This is a genomic window from Rhodococcoides fascians NBRC 12155 = LMG 3623 (assembly GCF_001894785.1).
In the GTDB taxonomy this organism is placed as follows: Bacteria; Actinomycetota; Actinomycetes; order Mycobacteriales; family Mycobacteriaceae; genus Rhodococcoides; species Rhodococcoides fascians.
Window position 1 is genome coordinate 315,231 of sequence record NZ_BCWW01000003.1, and the last position, 19,524, is coordinate 334,754.

Genomic DNA, 19,524 nt, shown 5'->3' on the forward strand with positions numbered 1-19,524 from the left:
CGGCAGTTGCGGTACGTCCGCAGCTCGTGAACGGGGAGGTGTCCGAGTTGTCCACCGACTCCAACCGGGGTGTTTTCGACGATGCTCGGGTCGCCGCCACGTACGTGGAATTCATGGGACCCACCGGCGGATTTCTCGATCGCGGTGAGGCCGCAGCCTTGGTCGCCGCCGCAGACCTGGCCCGCGGGGTTCCGGTGTTGGACGTGGGTGTGGGGAGCGGCCGCACCACGCCGCTGCTGCGATTGCTGTCCGACCGGTACGTGGCAATCGACTACGCCCCCAACATGATCGACGCTTTCCGGAAGAATTTTCCCGATCTGCCTGCGCACGTCGCCGACGCTCGTGACCTGGCGGCGTTCGAGGACGGTGAGTTCGGCTTGGTCGTCTTCAGCAACAACGGACTCGATACCGTGACCCACGAGCAACGCCGCCGCGTACTGGCCGAATTCGCGCGGGTGACCGACGAGACAGGCGTCGTGGTCTTCTCGACGCTCAATCGAGGTGGCCGGTCGTACCTGGAGAGCCCGTTTCAGTTACGGCGACCGACGACTCGGCCACAGTTCTCGCTGCGAGCACTTCTCGTCGCCGTCGGACGTCGTCTGCTCGATCCGTCTGCGCAGGTGCGCGGTGTGCGGAACTGGCTCGTCAATCGGTCGAAAGCCGAGGATCACCGATCGTGGGCTCTGGCCCCGTTGCAAGCCCACGAATTCGCACTCGTCATGCACTTCTCGACCCTCGACGACGTCCGCACTCTGGTGGCCGGCGCGGGCCTCGAACTGATCGCCGTCTACGGCGACGACGGCGAACGCATCGCGCCGGACCGACACGAGTCCGCGGCCGACAACTTCACCGTCCTCGCGAAAAAGCCTGCGCTGGAACGAAAGTGACTTCGAGGTACTGAGCTCGGAAGCGTCGAGGTCACAGTCTTTCCAGCGCGGCGGTCATCTTCTCCACGGTCTCCGGAGCGACCTTTGCCTCGAAGCCCGCCTTCAGGAACGGGCCCGCAACCTTTGCCGCACCGTTGAATTCGACGTGCGCGTGGTAGTCGATCCGGGTCGACCCGGGGCCCTCGGCTGTCAGCGTGATGTCGTCGACGCTGGTTGCCGTCTTGTTCTTCCCCTCGAGCACGACGTGATCGGGCTCGTCGGTGACCAACGTATACGTCAGTTCGGTAGTGACTCCGAACAACTTCGAGACGTTGTGCCACTGCGTTCCGACGGCCACTGGGCCGCCGGAGACCTGGGTGCAGCTCTCGGTTCCCGGATCCCACGCCGACGCATTGGAGAAGTCGCGCAGGAATGCCGCGGCCTTGTCGAGCGCGACAGCGGCGGTGAAGGTTCGGGTGACGTCGACCATGAGGTTCTCTCTTTCGATGGATCAGTTCTCGACGGTGACGCCGAGGTGTTCTGCGAGACGGCGCATCGTGCCGACGATCTGTTCTTCGGTCACCCTCGGAAAGCCGGCCATCTTTCGGAACTCCGGATCGGTGACGCGGGACCAGTCGTAGACCTGCGTCAGTGCTGTCCTGTCGTGGGCGACCTCCTCGAGTTCCCAGGACCACCGCGTGCCACGGGGTTCCATGCCCTGGCGATTGGGAATCCAACCGATGCGTCGATCCTGCTCGAACACGAACACGGTGTTCTCCATGACGTACTCGCCCAGTTCCGGTTGATACATATCCATCGCGAAGGTGTCGCCCACCGCGTTCAGCGGCGTCGGATCGATCGCGCCGCGCAGCATGTCCGAGCCATCGATCGCGGCCTGGACCTCGGGGTTGGCCAGGGCGGTGAACACCGAGGCAGGGGGAGCGTCGATCACGCGGCGGACGGTCAGCTGGTCGGTCACGGGGCTCGCTTTCGGTTGTTTACGCTGGCTACGGACTTACCCCCGTCTGCGTGGAAAGAAACTCCGATCGCGGTTTTGCATTGCAGTGGACACAGCGACGAAACACCACCGCCACGAGGCATTCGTACAGTCGCCGAGTCGGACTCCGCACACACCAGGTGCGGAGCGCACCTTGCCAAGGGGTAGCCATGAGTGGAAATACCGTCCGCCTGCAGGCGATCAAAGACGTCGAGGCGTACGTGCCGCCTGCGGTCAGCTTCGTCGGAGACGAGAAGCCGGGCGAGATATTCGGTGAGAACGTCTTCAGCAAGGTCGTCATGCAGAAGCGACTGCCCAAGTCGGTGTTCAAGTCGGTGATGGCCACGATCGACAAGGGCAAGAAGCTCGACCCCATGGTGGCCGACGCGGTGGCGTCGGCAATGAAGGACTGGGCTCTGGAGAAGGGCGCAACGCACTACGCGCACGTCTTCTACCCGCTCACGGGGTTGACGGCCGAGAAGCACGACAGCTTCTTCGATCCCGTCGGTGACGGCAGTGCGCTCGCCGAATTCGCAGGCAAGACGCTGATTCAGGGCGAGCCCGACGCGTCGAGCTTCCCCAACGGCGGCCTGCGCAACACGTTCGAGGCACGCGGATACACAGGCTGGGACGTCACCAGCCCGGCGTACGTCCTCGAGAACCCGAACGGCAACACCCTGTGCATCCCGACGGTGTTCGTCTCGATGACCGGTGAGGCCCTCGACCACAAGACGCCGCTGTTGCGTTCGCAGCAGGCGATGGGCGGACATGCCGAGCGCATCCTGACGCTGTTCGGACACGAGAACATCGAGAACATCGTCTCGTTCTGTGGCCCGGAGCAGGAGTACTTCCTCGTCGACCGGCACTTCTTCCTGGCCCGTCCCGACCTGCTCAATGCAGGTCGCACCCTGTTCGGCTCGAAGCCGCCCAAGGGTCAGGAATTCGACGACCACTACTTCGGTGCCATCCCCGAGCGCGTGCTCGGCTTCATGATGGACACCGAGCGTGAGCTGTTCAAGCTCGGCATTCCTGCCAAGACCAGGCACAACGAGGTAGCACCCGGACAGTTCGAGATCGCGCCGATGTTCGAGCGCGGCAACATCGCGGCCGATCACCAGCAACTGTTGATGACGACGTTCAAGACCATTGCCAAGAAGCACGGCATGGAGTGCCTGTTCCACGAGAAGCCCTTCGAGGGCGTCAACGGCTCCGGCAAGCACGTCAATTTCTCCCTCGGCAACTCCGACCTGGGATCGCTGCTGGTGCCCGGCGACAACCCCCACGACAACGCGCAGTTCCTCGTCTTCTGTGCCGCCGTCATCCGCGCGGTGCACAAGTACGGCGGTCTGCTGCGCGCATCGGTGGCGTCGGCGACCAACGATCACCGCCTCGGTGCCAACGAGGCACCGCCGGCAATCATCTCGATCTTCCTCGGCGATCAGCTCGCCGACGTGTTCGACCAGATCGCCAAGGGTGCAGCCACATCCTCGAAAGGCAAGGGCACCATGATGATCGGTGCCGACACCCTGCCCGTACTGCCGACCGATCCCGGCGACCGCAACCGAACCAGCCCGTTCGCCTTCACCGGCAACAGGTTCGAGTTCCGCGCCCCCGGTTCGATGCAGACCGTCAACGGCCCGATGGTCACGATCAACACGATCATGGCCGAGGCGCTCGACTACATGGCGACCAACCTCGAAGCGGCCGTCGCCGACGGCACCGATTTCGACACCGCCGTGCAGAATCTTCTGACCGAGATCATCACCGAACACGGCGCGGTGGTGTTCAACGGCGACGGCTACTCCGACAACTGGCAGATCGAGGCCGAGGCACGCGGCCTACCGAACCTCCGTACGACGCTCGACGCGTTGCCGGAGTTGATTTCCGAGTCGGCGATGGAACTGTTCGAGAAGTACAAGGTGTTCAACCACCGAGAGATGCACTCGCGCTACGAAATCGGGCTCGAGCAGTACGCGTTGACGGTGTTCGTCGAAGCGCGGTTGACGCTGGAAATGGGTCAGACATCGATCCTGCCCGCTGCCGTGCGCTACCAGACGGAATTGGCGCAGAACGTCAGTGCGCTCAAGGGCGCGGGCGTCGACGACGTGGACATGACTGCGCTGCACGCAGTCTCGGCTCCACTGTCGGAGCTGCGCGCAGCGTTGTCGACATTGAAGGCCGCCCTCGAAGCGGATCCGGGCGGCGACGCTCTGGCCGAGGCCACCCACGCCAAGGACGAACTGTTGCCTGCGATGGCTGCCGTCCGTTCTGCATCCGACACCCTCGAGGCAATGGTGGCCGACGACTTGTGGCCGCTGCCGACCTATCAGGAGATGCTCTACATCCTCTGAGCGCTGGCGTGAGCAATGTCTCGAGGTGGAATAGCTTCGTGGACCTCTTCGGTTCGGGTGAAGGACGCATGTAATGCACGCCCCTATGAGGAGTAGAGATCCATGAAGCTGTTTTCCCCCTTGACGCTCGGTGATCTGACATTGGAGAACCGTCTGGTGATGGCCCCGTTGACGCGGACGCGCTCCGGCCGGGACGGTGTGCCGGGACCCCTGGTGGTCGAGCACTACAAGCAGCGTGCGTCGCTGGGCCTCATCGTCAGTGAAGGCACCTACCCGAGCCATGCGGGCCAGGGCTTCCCCGGTCAGCCCGGTCTGGTGACCGACGAGCAGATCGAGGGTTGGCGCAATGTCGCCGACGCAGTGCACGCCGACGGCGGGCTGATCTTCGCTCAGGTGATGCATGCCGGGCGCGTGACCCACGAGGCGACGACGGGTGGCCGTGAGGTCGTCGGCCCCAGTGCCATCGCCATCGACGGCGAGACTCACACGTACGAGGGAAAGAAGGCGTACCCCACCCCGCGTGCACTGCGGGAGGACGAACTGCCCTCGGTGATTGCCGATTTCGTACAGGCCTCGAAGAATGCGGTCGCTGCCGGTATGGACGGCGTCGAGGTTCACGGTGCCAACGGTTACCTGTTGCACGAGTTCCTTTCGCCCGCCTCGAACCAGCGTGACGACAAGTACGGCGGTTCGCCGGAGAACCGGGCGCGGTTCGTGGCCGAGGTGGTCGAGGCCGTGGCCGCGGCGCTCGGAGCCGGCAAGGTCGGCATCCGCATTTCGCCCGAGCACAACATTCAGGATGCGCTCGAGACGGACTCCGACGACGTGCGTGCCACCTACCGCGCGCTGGTCGAGCGGCTCGCGCCGTTGGGTCTGGCGTACCTCAGTGTGCTGCACATGGATCCGTCGGGCGAGCTGGTACAGGATCTGCGGCAGGCGTTCGGTGGTGCCGTGCTCGTCAACAGCGGCTTCGGTGAGATCACCACTCGCGACGAAGCGCTGTCGCTGCTCGACGACAACGTCGGCGACGCCGTCGTGGTCGGACGTCCGGCAATCGCGAACCCCGATCTCGCGTACCGCTGGCGTGAGGATCTTCCGCTGAACGAGCCGGACCAGAGCACGTTCTACACCGACGGTGCCAAGGGCTACACGGATTACCCGGCTCTGCAGCACTGAGTGCTTCGCAGTGGTGTGGTTATGCGCCTGCGGGCGCGCAGGAGTGAAGCCTGCGGAACGACCCGAGAACAGAGCCACACCACTGCGCGGAGGGCACTCAGAAGTCGGCGGTCTTGCGGGCGCGGATCTTGCTGACGATCGAGAACACCACGGCGATGATCATCAGTGCGTAGAGCACGATGGTGATGCCGCTACTGACCAGAATCGACGGGTCGCCCTCGCTGACGGCCAGCGCGCGTCGAAGTGATTCCTCGGCGAGTGGGCCGAGGATCACGGCGATCAACACCGGTGCGAGCGGAATGTCGTAGCGCCGCATCATGAATCCGACGATGCCGAGCCCGAGCATGAAGATCAGATCCACGATCGACGCACTGGACGCATAAACGCCGAGGGCGGCGAACACCGAGATACCCGCGTACAGGTAGTTCTTTGGGATCTTCAGCAGCTGCGCCCACAGTGGTGCGAACGGCAGGTTGAGGATCAGCAGCACGATCATCGCCAGGAAGAGGCTGGCCAGCAGGGCCCAGACGATGTCTCCACTGCGCTCGAACAGGAGCGGTCCGGGTTGCATACCGTACTGCTGGAACGCTGCGAGCATGATCGCCGCCGTGGCGGACGTCGGTAGACCCAACGCCAGTAGCGCTCCCATGGCCGTACCGGCCGTGGAGTTTCCGGCCGCCTCGGGTCCTGCCACACCACGAATGGCACCTTTGCCGAACATCGGCTTCTCGCGTTTACGATCGAGCCGACGCTCGGTGCCGTACGCCAGGAAGCTCGGCACCTCAGCGCCGCCTGCTGGTATGACGCCGAACGGCACACCGAATGCCGTCCCGCGTAGCCAGGCCGGGAGTGCTTCGCGGAACTCCGCCTTGCTCAGCCACGGTCGTCCCTGCGACTTGATCAACGACCGATCCTCGGGCCGCCCGATCTTCGACGCGATGTGGATGACCTCACCGAGGGCGAGCATCGCGACGGTGATGACGACGATGTGGATGCCGTCGAACAGGGCAGGTACCTCGAAGGTGAATCGTGAAGCCCCCGACGGACCGTCGATACCGATCACGGCCAAAGTGAGACCGATCAGCAGTGCGGTCAGACCTTTGAGGGCGGAGTCCGAGACCACCGCCGAAGTGGCGATGAACGCGAACACCGCGAGTGCGAGATATTCGGCGGGTCCGAAGTTGGTCGCCAGCGCCGCAAGCGTCGGTGCGAAGAACACGACCAAGGTCGTGGCGATCATGCCACCGATGAACGACGCGATGGCCGAGGTCGCCAAAGCCTGTGGGGCGCGGCCGTTCTTGGCCATTCGATGTCCCTCGAACGTACCGGCGATGGCGGTGCTGTTGCCGGGGGTGTTCATCAGGATGCCCGAGATGGAATCGCCGAACAGGCCGCCGAAATACACTCCGGCGAACATGATCAGCGCCGCGGTGGGGTCGAGAGTGAACGTGACCGGCAGCAGAAGCGCCACCGCCATAGCAGAACCGAGTCCGGGTAGCACGCCGACGGCGGTGCCGAGCAGTGCGCCTACGAACACCCACACCAGGTTCATCGGAGTCAGCGCGGTGCCGAACCCGTCGAGAAGATTACTCAATGAATCCATCGGAAATTCAGCTCCGTCAGAAGATCTGGGCGAGAACGCCGCCGGGCAAGGTCAGGCCGAGGCCCGCGGAGAATACGATCTGGACGGCGCTCGAGACCAGCAGTGCGACTGCCGCGTCGAACACGTAACGGCGACCACCCAATCCGACCGAGACACCCCAGAAGAGGATGGCACCGGCGAGAACCCAGCCGAGCGGGTCGAGGAGAGCGATGAACACTGCCACCGATCCGACGGTGATCGACAGGGTTCGCCAGTTGCTGACGGTACCGGTGTGCGGCACGCCGTCGTCGTCGACGCCGCGATCGATGACGTCTGGCTTGACCATGAGTTGGATCGTGACCAACACGGCGACCACGAAGCAGCCGCCGGCGACGATGGCCGGAAAGACCTGCGGGCCAGGGGAGGTGGCGGTGGGAGGAACATCCATCGTGATGGTTCCGTAGACCAGGAATGCGCCCAGTGCGACGAGCAGTGCCGGAACGATCAGGCCGCTACGGCCCGTCCAGAAGGAGCGGGAGGTTGCGGTGTCGGGAGTCGTCGTTGTCATACCAGCCCCAGCTCTTCCAGAATTCCGGTGATACGTGCCTGCTCGACCTCGAGGAATTCCCCGAATTCGTCTCCTGTGACGACCGATTCCTTCCAGCGGTTTCGTTCGACGGCCGTCGCCCATTGCTCGGTCTGGACCATCTCGGTGACGATGTCGACGAGCGTCTGCCGGTCCTCGTCCGAAATCCCGGGCGGTGCAACGATTCCGCGCCAGTTCACGAGGTCGACGTTGTAGCCCTGTTCGATGAACGTGTCCACGTCGAATCCTTCGAGCGGCTCGGGCGCGGCCACGGCGAGGGCACGCACGTTGCCGGCTTCGATCTGGTCCCGGAAGTCGTTGAATCCACTGACCGCGACGCCGACGGTGTTGGACAGCAGCGACGTGAGTACCTCACCGCCGCCGGAGTAGGCGATGTAATTGATTGCGGCTGGATCGATGTCGGCTTCCTGGGCCAATTGGCCCGCCACGATGTGGTCGATGCCGCCGAGCGACCCGCCGCCGATCGGCAGGCCACCGGGGTTCGCTCGCCAGGCCTCGATCATGTCCTCGAGATTCTGGATCGGCGAGTCCTTCGGGACGACGAACACCTCGAAGTCCTCGGCGAGCTTGGCGATCGGCACGGTGTCGGCCAAGGTGGTGTCGGAGTTGTTGATCGCGATGCCGCCGAGCATGACGGTGCCGGTGATCATCACCGTGGTGGGCTGACCGCTGAGGTTCTCGAGTTGGCTCAGGCCGATGGTGCCGCCGGCCCCTGGAACGTTGACCACCTGCGCGTTGTTGACGATGCCGTCGCTGCGCAGCGCCTGCTGCGACTCGCGCGCGACCAAGTCCCAGCCGCCGCCGGCGGCAGCAGGTGCTATCAGTGTCAATTTGGCTCGGGCGTCGGAGCCGCTGGCACTGCGAGCGGCGTCGATCCCGGCGACGGTGACTGCTCCCACCACCACCAGGGCTCCGGCCGTTCGTAGCAGGGTGGGCGATATCGCCATCAGAGACCTTTCGTGTGGTGTGTCACAGCGTCAGGTTAGATACAGTTTGTCTGATTAGTCCAGTTCACAACATCGAGGTCGATCTTCGGTGGATTCGAGCAACGGGAGAGACCGTGTCATTAGCGAGCGCAGTGGCAGTAGCGATGAGCAACACCCCCGAGGGCCAGGAAGCGTTGCGACGCGGTGCCGCGGAGGCAGAGCTGCGTCGGACCGAGCTGATCGTATTGTCCGTGGTGGACCGCGATTCCGTATCGGCGGAAGACCGTAGCGCGGCGCAGGCCGAGGTGGAGCGGACTCTCCCCGGAACTGCGACGACCGTGCGCGTCGAACCGGACGGCGGAGACCCGGCCGGCGCACTGGTCGATCTCGTCGCAGACGTCGGTGCGGGGATGCTCGTCATCGGGTCCAAGCGCAGATCGGCGGTCGGCAAATTCCTGATGGGCAGCACGGTGCAGCGCGTTCTGTTGGACAGCCCGGTCCCCGTCCTCGTCGTGAAAGCGCCGTGACCCGGTAGTATCGGACAAATCTCCCACCACTCGACCTCGAGGAATCATGGACAGCGATAAACCCGGGCCGGACACGGCTCCCCGCACTACAGCTACTACGTGCGAGGCGGTGTCCGGCGAATGAGCGTTCTGCTCACTCTTCTGCTCGGCCTGCTCGTCGTTTTTCTCATCACCGTCGCAACCGGTTACTTCGTTGCGCAGGAATTCGCTTACATGACCGTCGACCGGTCCCGGCTCAAGGCGCGTGCCGAGGCCGGCGACGCCGTCGCAGCTCGCACGCTGACCGTCACCAAGCGGACCTCGTTCATGCTCTCGGGTGCACAGCTGGGTATCACGGTCACCGGCCTGCTGGTCGGCTACGTCGCCGAACCGCTGATCGGGCAGTCGTTCGGAGCGATACTGGGCGGCGTCGGTGTTCCGACAGCAGTCGGTGTCGGCCTCGGTGCCGTTCTGGCGATCACGTTCGCGACGTTCGTACAGATGCTCTTCGGTGAACTGTTTCCGAAGAACTTCGCCATCGCCCGCCCCGAGCCGGTGGCCCGCTGGCTGTCGTTGTCGACGACCGTCTACCTCAAGCTCTTCGGTTGGCTCATCACCATTTTCGACCAGTCGTCGAACCTGTTGCTCAAAGCACTCAAGATCGAGCCGGTGCACGATGTGGAACATTCGGCCAGCCCACGCGACCTCGAGCACATCGTGTCGGACTCGCGGGAGACCGGGGATCTGCCCGACGAGCTGTCGACGCTGCTCGATCGCATTCTCGACTTCCCCACGCGCAACGTCGAACACGCCATGATCCCGCGTTCACGTGCGGCGACGGTCCGCGACACCGACACCCTCGGTGAGGTGAAAACACTGATGGGCCAAGAACATTCTCGATACCCCGTGCTCGACGAGGACGACGGAATCGTGGGTGTGGTGCATCTGCACGACGTGTTGGCCTCCACCGCTCCGGATTCGACCCCCATCGCAGACCTCACCCGCGATGCGCTGATCCTTCCCGAGATGCAGAGCCTGCCCGACGCGATGCGCGAGCTGCGGGCGACACGGAACCAATTGGCCTGTGTCATCGACGAATACGGTGGTCTCACCGGAGTGATCACCATCGAGGACCTGGCCGAAGAGCTCGTCGGCGAGATCACCGACGAGCACGACGACGGCGTACTCGACCCGAGCCCGGTCAGCGCCGACGACGGCAGCTGGACGATGGCAGGGGAGGTGCACGTCGACGAGGTCGAGCGCGCCATCGGCGTCGACCTACCCGACGGTGACTACGAGACCATCGCGGGATTCGCCATCGCCCATCATGGTTCGCTACCCGATATCGGGACCCGAATCGAGGTCGATCTGCCGCCGGACAACGCGGACCTCGCCAACGACGACGAAACGCCGATTCGATTCGTCACGATCGAGGTGCAGGAGATCGACAGTCACGTGCCGTCACTACTGACCCTCACCATCGACGAGCGGACAACCGAGCACGACGAGAATTCGGCCGAGTCCGATACTGCAGGAGCGCACCGATGAGCAACCTCTGGGTCTTTCTGGCCGTCACCATCGGTCTGATCGCTGCGAGCGCCTTCTTCGTTGCCGTGGAGTTCGCACTTCTTGCGGCCAAACGGCATCGCCTCGAGGACGCTGCCCCCAACTCGCGGGCGGCGCGGGCTGCTCTGCGCAGCTCCTCGGAACTGACGGTGCTGCTCGCCGGATCGCAGCTCGGGATCACCGTCTGCACCCTCGCGCTCGGCGCGACCACCAAGCCGGCCGTGCACTACTGGCTCACGCCGCTGTTCGAGAGCATCGGCCTGCCCTACTGGTTCGCGGACGTCCTCGGCTTCGTCCTGGCCCTGATCATCGTCACGTTCCTGCACTTGGTCGTCGGCGAGATGGCTCCGAAGTCCTGGGCCATCGCACATCCGGAGAAGTCGGCGACGATGCTCGCAATCCCCATGCGCGCGTTCATGTTTCTCACGCGTCCGGTGCTGACGGCCCTGAACAACATGGCGAACTGGTGCCTACGCAAGGTGGGCGTCGAGCCGGCCGACACCGTCGGCACCGGGCAGAACGCAGACGACCTGCGTCAGCTCGTCGAGCACTCGGTCAACGTGGGAGCCCTGGACGCGAGTTACCAGGCGCAGATATCCGGGGCATTGGAATTGCAGGATCTGACCGTCGGTGACCTGGTGGCCGGAAGTGGCGCGCCGACGTCGGTACCGTCGTCGGCGTCGATCGACGACGTGCGGGAGGCGTCCCGGATCAGCGGCCATCTGCGCATCCTCGTCAGTGACGACGACGTAGTGAAAGGTGTTGTGCACGTGAGGGATACGTTGACCGAGCCGGAGTATCTCGCCGAGATCACCCGCCCGGCCTACACGCTGGATCGGACGACACCGGTCTACGTCGCCCTGCAGTCGATGCGCGAGACTCGACATCATCTGGCGCTGGTCGTCGAACCGTCGGCCGAGGCGGGTGACAGTGCGCGCACGATCGGCGTTGTCACCCTGTCGGATGTGTTGACGCGGCTGCTGCCCGAGCCTGTCTGATCTTCGGTCACCCCACACGAATCATCCCCGCCCGGCCTATGCGGCCGAGCGGGGATTTTTCGTGAGCACCGGGTCCGAATGTCAGATCGGGGCGATGACCAGAAGGTGTGCCCAATACGACGCGACATCGTGGCCGAGTTGGGGGAGCAGAACGTCGTAGAGCAGGTAGGACATCATTGCCGTCGAACTCCTTGTTCAGCGGGCCGTCACCGGCTCGCGTACCGAGACTGTAGTCAGTGAGACTGTAGATCAACCTGGGCCCAGCGGCACTGATATGGCCTGCGCAAGTCGTGTTTCACCCCGACGACGACGGGCATCAGCCGATGCAGCCCTGCAGGGTGGTGAAGCTTCCGGCGAAGCCGGCACCGTTGCAGACGGCACCCTCGGGGGTGAGGGTTATCGTCGAGCCCGGCGCAGCCACGGCGATCGACAGTCCGAGGCCGGCCGCAGTGTTCTGCGCGATGGCACCGGGACCGAAGGCGATCGCAGCAGGCGCGCCGCCGAAGCCGGCGTTGCTGACGGCAGTTCCGCCGTTGAGACCGAGGGCCAGTGCCGCCGCGTTGTTCATCGCCTCCGCCGAGCCCCATCCCTCGAGGCCGACTCCTGCTGCGGCACTTGCGCCGTCTGCGGAGCTGTCGCACTGTGAACCTCCGACGAGCGCGGCGACGTCGGCCCCTCCGGGTGCCGTGGTGCAGGCGACCGGTGCGGCCGAGGCCGTGCCGGGCACCAGGGCCGCGAAGGTACAGGCGAATCCGAATGCTGCCGCTCCGCCGAGAATTCTCTTGGTATGGAACATGGTCGATGCCTCCAAGATTTGGCGCAGGCACCGGGCGTGCCGCGCTCCTGCGGTTGCCGGATCGACATGCTCGTGCGCCCCGACGACCTTCCTCGAGTGTTACCCCGTAGCGACGCGCTCAGAGATCCGCATGGTCACGAGTGCATCTCGGTATGATCACAGCGCGGTAAACAGCGTTCCCCCACCCTCGGTGCTTACGATGGCTCCATGATCGGACGTATCGACGAGGTCGTATTCGACTGCACGGAACCGGCTGTGCTGGCCCGATTCTGGGCGGGTGTGCTCGGTGGTCAGCCCGTCGTGCGCGACGACTCGTGGCATTTCGTCGATGTTCCCGGGTTCACCCGGATGGCGTTCCAGCGAGTGCCCGAGGGTAAGTCCGGCAAGAATCGACTACATCTCGACGTGGACGTTCCCAGCATCGACGTTGCCGTCGAGCAGGCAGTAGGTCTGGGTGCGACGGCGGTGGGGGACCGGCACACCAGTGCGGCCGGGTCGTTCCAGGTGCTACTCGACCCCGAGGGCAACGAATGGTGTGTAGTGACGCCCCCAGCTGACTAGCGGGCGTCGTGCTCGGCGCGTGCTTCGAGCACGGCAGGCATCGAGCCCTCGATCAGTTCGATGAGGTCGGTCAACCGTGATCCGACCTCACGTCCGAGCGGGGTGAGGCTGTATTCGACCTTGGGCGGGATGGTCTCGAGCACGGTACGCACGATGAGGCCGTCGCGTTCGAGGGTCTGCAGCGTCTGTGCCAACATTCGCTCGCTGACGCCGTCGACGCGTCGGCGCAGGGCATTGAATCGGTAGTCGCTTTCGGTGAGGGCCGCCAGGACGAGCACTCCCCACCTGCTCGTCGCGTTCTGCAGCGTCTGCCGTGACCCGCATTCCCGTGCGAAGACGGATGCTTCGAGAGATTCGACGGCCTCGGACATTTCTCCATGTTAGCGCAGGCCGTACCGGCAGCGCTAAATTTTGATGTTGCACTGCACGAAAAGTAAGTGCATGATGAAACGGAACTTGATACTTCAACCTCGGGAGCGTTTTCCATGACCACAGCCATCACCGGAGCGACAGGCAATCTCGGCGGGCTCGTCGTCGCCGCACTCATCGATCGCGGCGTCGCGCCTGCCGACATCGTCGCCGTCGTACGCAACGCCGACAAGGCGGCCGCACTCGCCGAGCGCGGTGTGGTGGTGCGGGTGGCCGACTACAGCGACACCGACGCGCTGACGTCTGCGTTCGCAGGTGTCGAGAAGGTGCTGTTGATCTCGGGATCGGAGGTCGGTCAGCGAATTGCTCAGCACAACAACGTCATCGACGCCGCCGAGGCAGCCGGAGTGGGCCTCGTTGCATACACGAGCGTGCTCGCTGCCGACACCTCCGGCATCAGCCTTGCGCCGGAGCACAACGCCACCGAAGAGCGATTGACGGCCTCGCCGATTCCTGCTGTGTTTCTGCGTAACGGCTGGTACTGGGAGAACTACCTGGGCTCGCTCGGCCAGGCCATCGACAGTGGAGTGTGGCTTGGTGCAGGCGGGAACGGCAGGATCGCCGCTGCCTCACGCGCCGATTACGCCGCCGCTGCCGCGGCTGTGCTGACTCTCGAGAACCAGGGCGGGAAGATCTACGAGCTCGGCGGGGACGAGCGCCTGACCTATGCCGAACTCGCGGACGTTCTCGCCGGCATCTCCGGGAAGCCGGTCGTCTACAAGGACGTCACCGAGTCGGAGTACGCCTCGATTCTTCAGGGCGCAGGACTGCCCGATTTCGTGGCGACCATGCTGGCGAGCGCGGATGCCGGTATCTCCCGCGGGGAACTCGACACCGATTCCGGTGACCTGCAGGCATTGATCGGCCGCGCGTCCGCCCCGGTCGCCGAGGTGTTCCGCTCCGCGATCTGACGGGATACACGGGGCCCCGTATGCCACTTGTAGCGTGGGCCCCGTGAAACTCACCTCGACCCGCACCCTGTTCCTGGCCGCCACCACCTCACTCGTCCTGTTGACGGGTGCATGCAGTTCCGACTCGGATTCCGGGACGACGCAGACGACGTCCTCGGCGACGTCCTCCACCGATGCGACGGCTTCGAGTAGCTGCCCCACGGGCACACCCGACCCGTCGGCCACCCCGGAGTGGACACTGGCAGGCGACACCGGCAGCATCGCCGTCACCGGATCGACGGATACAGCGGCCCCGGCCGTCGACGTCGAAGCCCCGTTCAGCGTCGCCGAGACGCAGGTGAAAACGCTGAAGGCCGGGGACGGCCCGATCGTCGCCGACGACGCGAACGTGTCCGTCTGCTACCTGGGCGTCAACGGACGCGACGGATCGACGTTCGACAGCAGTTTCGAGCGCGGCGCACCGGTCGAGTTCCCACTGACCGGCGTGGTGGCGGGCTTCCAGAAAGCCATCGCCGGACAGACCGTCGGCTCGACCGTCGCCGTAGCGGTGACGTCGGCCGACGGTTACGCGACCGGCAATCCGGCAGCCGGAATCGAACAGGGCGACAGCCTGATCTTCGCTATCTCGATCCTGTCCGCGAGCTGAGTGCCTCCGGCAGTGGCGTGGTTATAAGCCCTCTGGGGGCTGTTGCATTTTGATGGTGGGGTGTCTCGAGTGTCGAGGCACCCCATTGTCGGTGGTGCGGGACAATGTGTTGGTGGCGAAGGGTTATCGACCGGTTGATCGTGATCAACAGTTTCTGATTCCACCGGACATGCGCGAATGGTTACCGGCGGAGCATCCGGTATGGATGCTGATCGACATCGTCGACACGCATCTGGACACCTCTGTCTTTCATGCCGGCCGGCGCACCGGTGGGGTCGGGCGCGCCGGATACGACCCGGACATGCTGCGCACGCTGCTGATCTGGGCCTGGTCGAAAGGGATGCGGTCTTCACGTCAGATCGAATCCGCATGCACCGATGTGGTGTCCTACCGGGTCATCTGCGCCGGCGATGCCCCCGATCACGCCACGATCTCCAGGTTCCGTAAAGACAACCATGCAGCCTGCGAGTCGCTGTTCGCACAGGTGCTGACGTTGGCAGCGCGGGTCGGTTTGGGGTCGTTGGGGACCGTCGCTCTCGACGGGGTCAAGATCGCCTCGAACGCCTCCATCGGAGCCAACCGCAGCGCGGACGGATTGCGCGCCGCCGCCGAAGTTGAGGCAGCGAACGCTGCTCAGGCCCGGGCGCGCGAGATCGCCGCCGCCGCGGCCGCGGCGCATGCCGACGTCGATGCTGCCGAGGACGAACTCTACGGCGAAGACGACCCGGGCCCGGGTCGGGTTCCGGCCGAGTTGGCCGATCCGACCACGCGATCGAAGCGGATCGCTGAAGCGTTGGCGCAGATCGAAGCCGAAGACGATGCCCGCGAGAAGGCTGTGAAGTCAGCCGCCGAGGGCCACCTCGAGCGTCTCGACGCGGGAGCGTCCCCGGCGGGTCGGGTACCGCTTGCCGCGCAGGTAGCTGCTGCTCACCGACGTCTTGCACGGGAAATTGCACGCCATGAGGCCACCGAGGCGCGGTATCGGCAGCGAGCCGACGCCGCTGCGCGTCGCGGCGGGAAACCGAAAGGCAAGGTTCCGGTTCCGGTCGAGGATCATCACCGCGTGATCGCCGCACGCGCATCGGTCGCCGCAGCCCTCGCCCAGTCCGCCGCCCGTGAGCAGACAACGCCAACGGTGGTGCGGCGCAACATCACCGATCCGGATTCTCGGATGCAGCCGCTGCGAGGCGGTGGCTGGGTGCAGGGCTACAACTGCCAAGCATTCACCGCCGAGGACGGCATCATCATCGCCACCGGCGTCGGCACCAGCCCCTCCGATGTCACCTACTACGAGCAGATGGTCGACAAAGCGGTCGCTGCGGCGGCAGTGATGGCCGACCATGCACCGGCCGAGGCCGAGTCGCCGTCGATCGGAATCATGCTCTTCGACGCCGGCTATTGTTCGATCGAGAACCTCGACGCACCGGGCCCGGACCGGTTGATCGCCACCGGGAAATCGCGGACACTCGAAGCCGCCGCTGCCGCGGCCGTAGCTACGCCGGTATCGGATCCTGCACCACCACAGGGTGATTCGATTACCAGGATGGCCGAACGATTAGCCACCCCGGAGTGAATCGCAACGTACCGCAAACGGTCTCACATCGCCGAGACACCGTTCGGACATGCCAAACACAACCTCGGATTCCGGCGATTCACCAGCCGCGGCGTCGACCGGGCGACGAGTGAGTGGTCCTTCCACGCCGCGGTGCACAACATCGGCAAGATTTTCACCCACCTGACCGCAACACACACCGTAGCGCTGGCCTGAATGAGCACCCCAGGGCCGAAAAAGAGGTGACCCGGGCATCGAACCCGAGCCACCCCTTTACAACGTCGAACTACCGCTCACACAAAATGCAACAGCCCCTCTGCGGCACATAACCACGCCACTGCGGCTCCGCCGCACTACACGGTCGAGAGCTGCTGAATCGTCGTCGCGCCGCCCGGGGTGGGCGTCGTGGTGATGAAGTTCGAGTCGTAGCCCAGCGATTCGACGACGCTGCGGATCTCGCGGAACTGCTCGACGCTGACGTCGGGCGTGCGCTTGAGCACGAATCCGGACGTGCGGTTGGGGCTTCCGACGAAGGCCCACGAGTAGTCGTCTGCGATGTAGGCCACGATGTAGTTGGTCGGCCCCTCCTGGCTCTCCTGCGTGGGGACGCCCGGGAAGCTCACGTGCAGTTGGGCTTTGGTGACGGTGTCGTTGACCCGAGCATTGCCGACGATGCGGTTCTCCTGGCCCGTCCAGGTGGTGCAGGTGTTCTCGACGCGAATGTTGAATTCGTCGATCATCTGGTAGTTCGCCTGCGTGTCACGGGCGCAGATCAGGTTGAACGGCTGCGGCACCGCGGCAACCTGGTTCCAAGTGCCCAAGTACCGTTCGACATCGAGTGACGGGATCGGAGTCAGTGGCTCGAGACCGACCGACCCCAAAGGGCCGACCGGTTGCGCTTGCGTGGGGGCCGCGCCGAGCAGGGCACCTGCGGCGACTGCTCCTGCAATTGCGGTGCGGCTCAACATCGTACGTACCTTCATGAATTTCGCTCCTTGGTTGCGGTCGTCTCGTTGTCGATCGTGCTCGGCCACCAAATCCCCGGGCCGATGAGGGTGAACAGGGCGGGAATCACGACGGTGCGTACCACGAAGGTGTCGAGCAGAATGCCGAGGCTGACAATGATTCCCAACTGGGTGAGGGTGATCAGCGGTAGGACGCCGAGGACGCAGAACACTGCTGCCAGAACGATTCCCGCGCTGGTGATGACGCCGCCGGTGGCCGAGACCGCCCGCACGATCGCAGATCTGGTGCCGTGCTGAACCGTCTCCTCCCGGGTCCGCGTGACCAGAAAAATGGTGTAGTCGACACCGAGGGCGACGAGAAACAGGAACGCGAACAGGGGAGTGTTGTCGTCGAGCGCGGGAAATCCGAAGACGTGCAGGCTCACCCAGCTACCGATACCGATAGCGGCCACGGCACTCAGGACCGTGGTGGCGACGAGAATCAACGGTGCGACGACAGCGCGAAGAAGTATCAACAGCACGAGTAGGACGACCGCCAGGATCGCCGGGATCACCACGAGCCGATCGCGGGCGGCAGCGTCGGTGGTGTCGAGTGCTTTGGCGTCGCTGCCGCCGACTCGTGCGTCGTCGACACCGGCAAGGGCGGACCGAAGGTTCTCGACGACAGTGAACGATTCGTCGGAGGCGGGGGCCGCGTCGGTGACCACCGACAGCCGGGTCAGTCCGGTATCGGAATCAGCGACCCGATCCACCGAGACGACGCCGTCGACGTCCCGGACGGTGGCGACGACGCCGTCGATATCCGAGGTGGGTGCGAGAACCGTGATCGGGTCGGCGGATCCGGCCGGAAAGTGTTGCGAGAGAGTGCCGAATCCTTCGACGGATTCGGCGGTCACCCGGAATTGCTCGGTCTGCGACAGCCCGATCTGTGTGCCGACCAAGGCCGCGCAGCAGGCGAGCAATACGGCGATGGTGATGGACGCGGTCGCCACCGGACGACGAGCGACACCGGCGGCAACCGAATGCCAGACGCCCTCGGTGGTGGTATCGCGATCGGACGGCTTGGGGACGAAGGGCCAGAACAACTTCGGGCCGCACAGTGCCAACAACGGAGGCAGTACGAACAGCACGAACACCGATGCGACGACGAGGCCGGCCGCGGCCAGCGCTCCCAAGCTGCGAGTGCTGGGGAGGATGGCCAGCAACAGAGTCAGCAGTGCGAGGACAACGGTGGCATTACTGGCGAGGATGGCCGGTCCCGCGTTCCGGACGGCGTGGCGCAACGCGAGCCGGTGATCGGACTCGCGGCGGAGTTCCTCGCGGTAACGAGAGATCAGCAGCAGGGCGTAATTGGTGCCTGCGCCGAAGACGAGCACGCTGGTGATCCCCGAGGTCGAGCCGTCGAACGACAGTCCGGTCGCCTCGGCGAGGGCCGTGCCGACGGTGGAGGCGAACCGATCGGCGAAACCGATGACGGCAAGCGGAACCAACCACAGAATGGGCGATCGATAGGTGGCGATGAGGAGCACTGCCACCACGAGTGCGGTGACGGCGAGCAACGTGAAATTGGCCCCGGAGAACGAGTTGGCGATGTCTGCTCCGAATGCCGGCCCGCCGGTGACCTGGGCGTTGAGATCGGACGGTAGGCCGTCCGTCGCCGCGGATCGGAGGCTTGTGATCAGGTCGTTCAGGGTGAAGCCGGACAGTTCCGAGTTCACCTGAACGAACGCGATTGCGGCCTTCCCGTCCGGTGCAACAATGGGAGGGGGTCCAGGTTCGTCGGTCACCGACCGGTCGACGGTGAGCAGCCTGGCCTGCGCAGCAGCGGCTGCCTCGATATCGGCCGGGGTCAGGTCACCGCCATCGATCTTGCTCAGAACGAGGATCACCGGTGCGGTGTCGGAGTCCGGGAACTGGGAGAGCAGCTCGTCCACCTGGTAGGACTCGGCGGAGGTCGGCAAGGAGTTCGGCGACTGACCGGCAGAATCGTTGCTACCGACGAGCCCGATCACGGCAATCGAGAGAATAAGAATGGCGAGGGCGAGCGCCCACGATCGACGATGCGTCACGGCCGCGGCGATGCGGTCCC

At 64.7% G+C, this 19,524-nt stretch carries 18 protein-coding genes and 1 pseudogene; 10 read left to right on the forward strand and 9 right to left on the reverse strand.

All coding sequences use genetic code 11. The annotated features are described in order from the left end of the window. The first annotated feature begins 47 nt into the window (after positions 1-47). Positions 48-887: a class I SAM-dependent methyltransferase gene (locus RFA01S_RS09300; protein ID WP_032407409.1), complete on the forward strand. Its 840-nt coding sequence runs from the start codon at positions 48-50 to the stop codon at positions 885-887. Positions 888-918: 31 nt separating this feature from the next. Here RFA01S_RS09300 and RFA01S_RS09305 read toward each other — a convergent pair whose 3' ends face one another. Both RFA01S_RS09305 and RFA01S_RS09310 read right to left on the reverse strand, forming a co-directional pair. Then, positions 919-1,356, reverse strand: coding sequence for an SRPBCC family protein (locus tag RFA01S_RS09305; protein ID WP_032407211.1), 438 nt, complete (start codon positions 1,354-1,356; stop codon positions 919-921). Between the two features lie 21 nt (positions 1,357-1,377). Further along, on the reverse strand, positions 1,378-1,845 hold the full coding sequence (locus RFA01S_RS09310; protein ID WP_032407210.1) for an SRPBCC family protein: 468 nt from the start codon (positions 1,843-1,845) through the stop codon (positions 1,378-1,380). Positions 1,846-2,033: 188 nt separating this feature from the next. On the opposite strand from RFA01S_RS09310, the gene RFA01S_RS09315 reads away from it, so the two are divergent. Together RFA01S_RS09315 and RFA01S_RS09320 are read left to right on the forward strand one after the other, a co-directional pair. Beyond that, on the forward strand, positions 2,034-4,214 hold the full coding sequence (locus RFA01S_RS09315; RefSeq protein ID WP_032407209.1) for a glutamine synthetase III family protein: 2,181 nt from the start codon (positions 2,034-2,036) through the stop codon (positions 4,212-4,214). Positions 4,215-4,316: 102 nt separating this feature from the next. Continuing rightward, positions 4,317-5,390: an alkene reductase gene (locus RFA01S_RS09320; protein ID WP_032407208.1), complete on the forward strand. Its 1,074-nt coding sequence runs from the start codon at positions 4,317-4,319 to the stop codon at positions 5,388-5,390. Positions 5,391-5,487: 97 nt separating this feature from the next. Here RFA01S_RS09320 and RFA01S_RS09325 read toward each other — a convergent pair whose 3' ends face one another. Genes RFA01S_RS09325 through RFA01S_RS09335 form a run of 3 tightly spaced genes read right to left on the reverse strand, consistent with a single transcriptional unit; the run spans position 5,488 to position 8,526 of the window. Next, complete coding sequence (locus RFA01S_RS09325) at positions 5,488-6,993, reverse strand: tripartite tricarboxylate transporter permease (protein ID WP_032366793.1); 1,506 nt, start codon at positions 6,991-6,993, stop codon at positions 5,488-5,490. Between the two features lie 16 nt (positions 6,994-7,009). Beyond that, positions 7,010-7,540 (reverse strand): tripartite tricarboxylate transporter TctB family protein, encoded by a 531-nt coding sequence (locus tag RFA01S_RS09330; RefSeq protein ID WP_032366792.1) that lies wholly within the window; start codon positions 7,538-7,540, stop codon positions 7,010-7,012. Continuing rightward, positions 7,537-8,526: a Bug family tripartite tricarboxylate transporter substrate binding protein gene (locus tag RFA01S_RS09335; RefSeq protein WP_032399265.1), complete on the reverse strand. Its 990-nt coding sequence runs from the start codon at positions 8,524-8,526 to the stop codon at positions 7,537-7,539. The genes RFA01S_RS09330 and RFA01S_RS09335 overlap by 4 nt, the downstream gene beginning before the upstream one ends. Before the next feature lie 113 nt (positions 8,527-8,639). Here RFA01S_RS09335 and RFA01S_RS09340 point away from each other — a divergent pair, with 113 nt between their 5' ends. The 3 genes from RFA01S_RS09340 (at position 8,640) to RFA01S_RS09350 (ending at position 11,575) form a co-directional block, all read left to right on the forward strand. Then, positions 8,640-9,032 (forward strand): universal stress protein, encoded by a 393-nt coding sequence (locus tag RFA01S_RS09340; protein WP_027495765.1) that lies wholly within the window; start codon positions 8,640-8,642, stop codon positions 9,030-9,032. A gap of 120 nt (positions 9,033-9,152) precedes the next feature. After that, the gene (locus RFA01S_RS09345; protein ID WP_032366789.1) at positions 9,153-10,559 is read left to right on the forward strand and encodes a hemolysin family protein; all 1,407 of its coding nucleotides are present in this window, start codon (positions 9,153-9,155) and stop codon (positions 10,557-10,559) included. Then, positions 10,556-11,575: a hemolysin family protein gene (locus RFA01S_RS09350; protein WP_032374841.1), complete on the forward strand. Its 1,020-nt coding sequence runs from the start codon at positions 10,556-10,558 to the stop codon at positions 11,573-11,575. Before RFA01S_RS09345 ends, RFA01S_RS09350 begins: the two co-directional genes overlap by 4 nt. A gap of 316 nt (positions 11,576-11,891) precedes the next feature. On the opposite strand, the gene RFA01S_RS09355 is transcribed toward RFA01S_RS09350, so the two are convergent. Then, on the reverse strand, positions 11,892-12,371 hold the full coding sequence (locus tag RFA01S_RS09355) for a DUF6764 family protein (RefSeq protein ID WP_032366787.1): 480 nt from the start codon (positions 12,369-12,371) through the stop codon (positions 11,892-11,894). Positions 12,372-12,578: 207 nt separating this feature from the next. Between RFA01S_RS09355 and RFA01S_RS09360 the strand changes: the two genes are divergently transcribed. Continuing rightward, on the forward strand, positions 12,579-12,932 hold the full coding sequence (locus tag RFA01S_RS09360) for a VOC family protein (protein ID WP_032366786.1): 354 nt from the start codon (positions 12,579-12,581) through the stop codon (positions 12,930-12,932). On the opposite strand, the gene RFA01S_RS09365 is transcribed toward RFA01S_RS09360, so the two are convergent. After that, positions 12,929-13,303: a winged helix-turn-helix transcriptional regulator gene (locus RFA01S_RS09365; RefSeq protein WP_027495770.1), complete on the reverse strand. Its 375-nt coding sequence runs from the start codon at positions 13,301-13,303 to the stop codon at positions 12,929-12,931. The two genes, RFA01S_RS09360 and RFA01S_RS09365, sit on opposite strands and share 4 nt — an antisense overlap. Before the next feature lie 114 nt (positions 13,304-13,417). On the opposite strand from RFA01S_RS09365, the gene RFA01S_RS09370 reads away from it, so the two are divergent. The 3 genes and pseudogenes from RFA01S_RS09370 to RFA01S_RS09380 all read left to right on the forward strand — a co-directional run bounded on the left by RFA01S_RS09370 (position 13,418) and on the right by RFA01S_RS09380 (position 16,686). After that, positions 13,418-14,272 (forward strand): SDR family oxidoreductase, encoded by an 855-nt coding sequence (locus RFA01S_RS09370; RefSeq protein WP_032407207.1) that lies wholly within the window; start codon positions 13,418-13,420, stop codon positions 14,270-14,272. A gap of 34 nt (positions 14,273-14,306) precedes the next feature. Then, a complete protein-coding gene (locus RFA01S_RS09375) occupies positions 14,307-14,918 on the forward strand; it encodes an FKBP-type peptidyl-prolyl cis-trans isomerase (protein WP_094621571.1) in 612 nt (203 codons plus the stop codon). A gap of 106 nt (positions 14,919-15,024) precedes the next feature. After that, positions 15,025-16,686: pseudogene (locus tag RFA01S_RS09380) on the forward strand (transposase). A 137-nt stretch (positions 16,687-16,823) separates the two neighbouring features. On the opposite strand, the gene RFA01S_RS09385 reads toward RFA01S_RS09380, so the two are convergent. Further along, the gene (locus tag RFA01S_RS09385) at positions 16,824-17,453 is read right to left on the reverse strand and encodes a lipocalin family protein (protein WP_072692058.1); all 630 of its coding nucleotides are present in this window, start codon (positions 17,451-17,453) and stop codon (positions 16,824-16,826) included. Beyond that, positions 17,450-19,504 (reverse strand): MMPL family transporter, encoded by a 2,055-nt coding sequence (locus RFA01S_RS09390; protein WP_238325123.1) that lies wholly within the window; start codon positions 19,502-19,504, stop codon positions 17,450-17,452. Before RFA01S_RS09390 ends, RFA01S_RS09385 begins: the two co-directional genes overlap by 4 nt. Positions 19,505-19,524: the final 20 nt, after the last annotated feature.

What these genes read in the sequence shown, in the direction of transcription:
- RFA01S_RS09305 (WP_032407211.1), bottom strand. Translation starts at nt 1,356, where the DNA reads ATGGTCGACGTCACCCGAACCTTCACCGCCGCTGTCGCGCTCGACAAG.
- RFA01S_RS09315 (WP_032407209.1), top strand. Translation starts at nt 2,034, where the DNA reads ATGAGTGGAAATACCGTCCGCCTGCAGGCGATCAAAGACGTCGAGGCG.
- RFA01S_RS09320 (WP_032407208.1), top strand. Translation starts at nt 4,317, where the DNA reads ATGAAGCTGTTTTCCCCCTTGACGCTCGGTGATCTGACATTGGAGAAC.
- RFA01S_RS09325 (WP_032366793.1), bottom strand. Translation starts at nt 6,993, where the DNA reads ATGGATTCATTGAGTAATCTTCTCGACGGGTTCGGCACCGCGCTGACT.
- RFA01S_RS09330 (WP_032366792.1), bottom strand. Translation starts at nt 7,540, where the DNA reads ATGACAACGACGACTCCCGACACCGCAACCTCCCGCTCCTTCTGGACG.
- RFA01S_RS09335 (WP_032399265.1), bottom strand. Translation starts at nt 8,526, where the DNA reads ATGGCGATATCGCCCACCCTGCTACGAACGGCCGGAGCCCTGGTGGTG.
- RFA01S_RS09345 (WP_032366789.1), top strand. Translation starts at nt 9,153, where the DNA reads ATGAGCGTTCTGCTCACTCTTCTGCTCGGCCTGCTCGTCGTTTTTCTC.
- RFA01S_RS09350 (WP_032374841.1), top strand. Translation starts at nt 10,556, where the DNA reads ATGAGCAACCTCTGGGTCTTTCTGGCCGTCACCATCGGTCTGATCGCT.
- RFA01S_RS09355 (WP_032366787.1), bottom strand. Translation starts at nt 12,371, where the DNA reads ATGTTCCATACCAAGAGAATTCTCGGCGGAGCGGCAGCATTCGGATTC.
- RFA01S_RS09360 (WP_032366786.1), top strand. Translation starts at nt 12,579, where the DNA reads ATGATCGGACGTATCGACGAGGTCGTATTCGACTGCACGGAACCGGCT.
- RFA01S_RS09365 (WP_027495770.1), bottom strand. Translation starts at nt 13,303, where the DNA reads ATGTCCGAGGCCGTCGAATCTCTCGAAGCATCCGTCTTCGCACGGGAA.
- RFA01S_RS09370 (WP_032407207.1), top strand. Translation starts at nt 13,418, where the DNA reads ATGACCACAGCCATCACCGGAGCGACAGGCAATCTCGGCGGGCTCGTC.
- RFA01S_RS09385 (WP_072692058.1), bottom strand. Translation starts at nt 17,453, where the DNA reads ATGAAGGTACGTACGATGTTGAGCCGCACCGCAATTGCAGGAGCAGTC.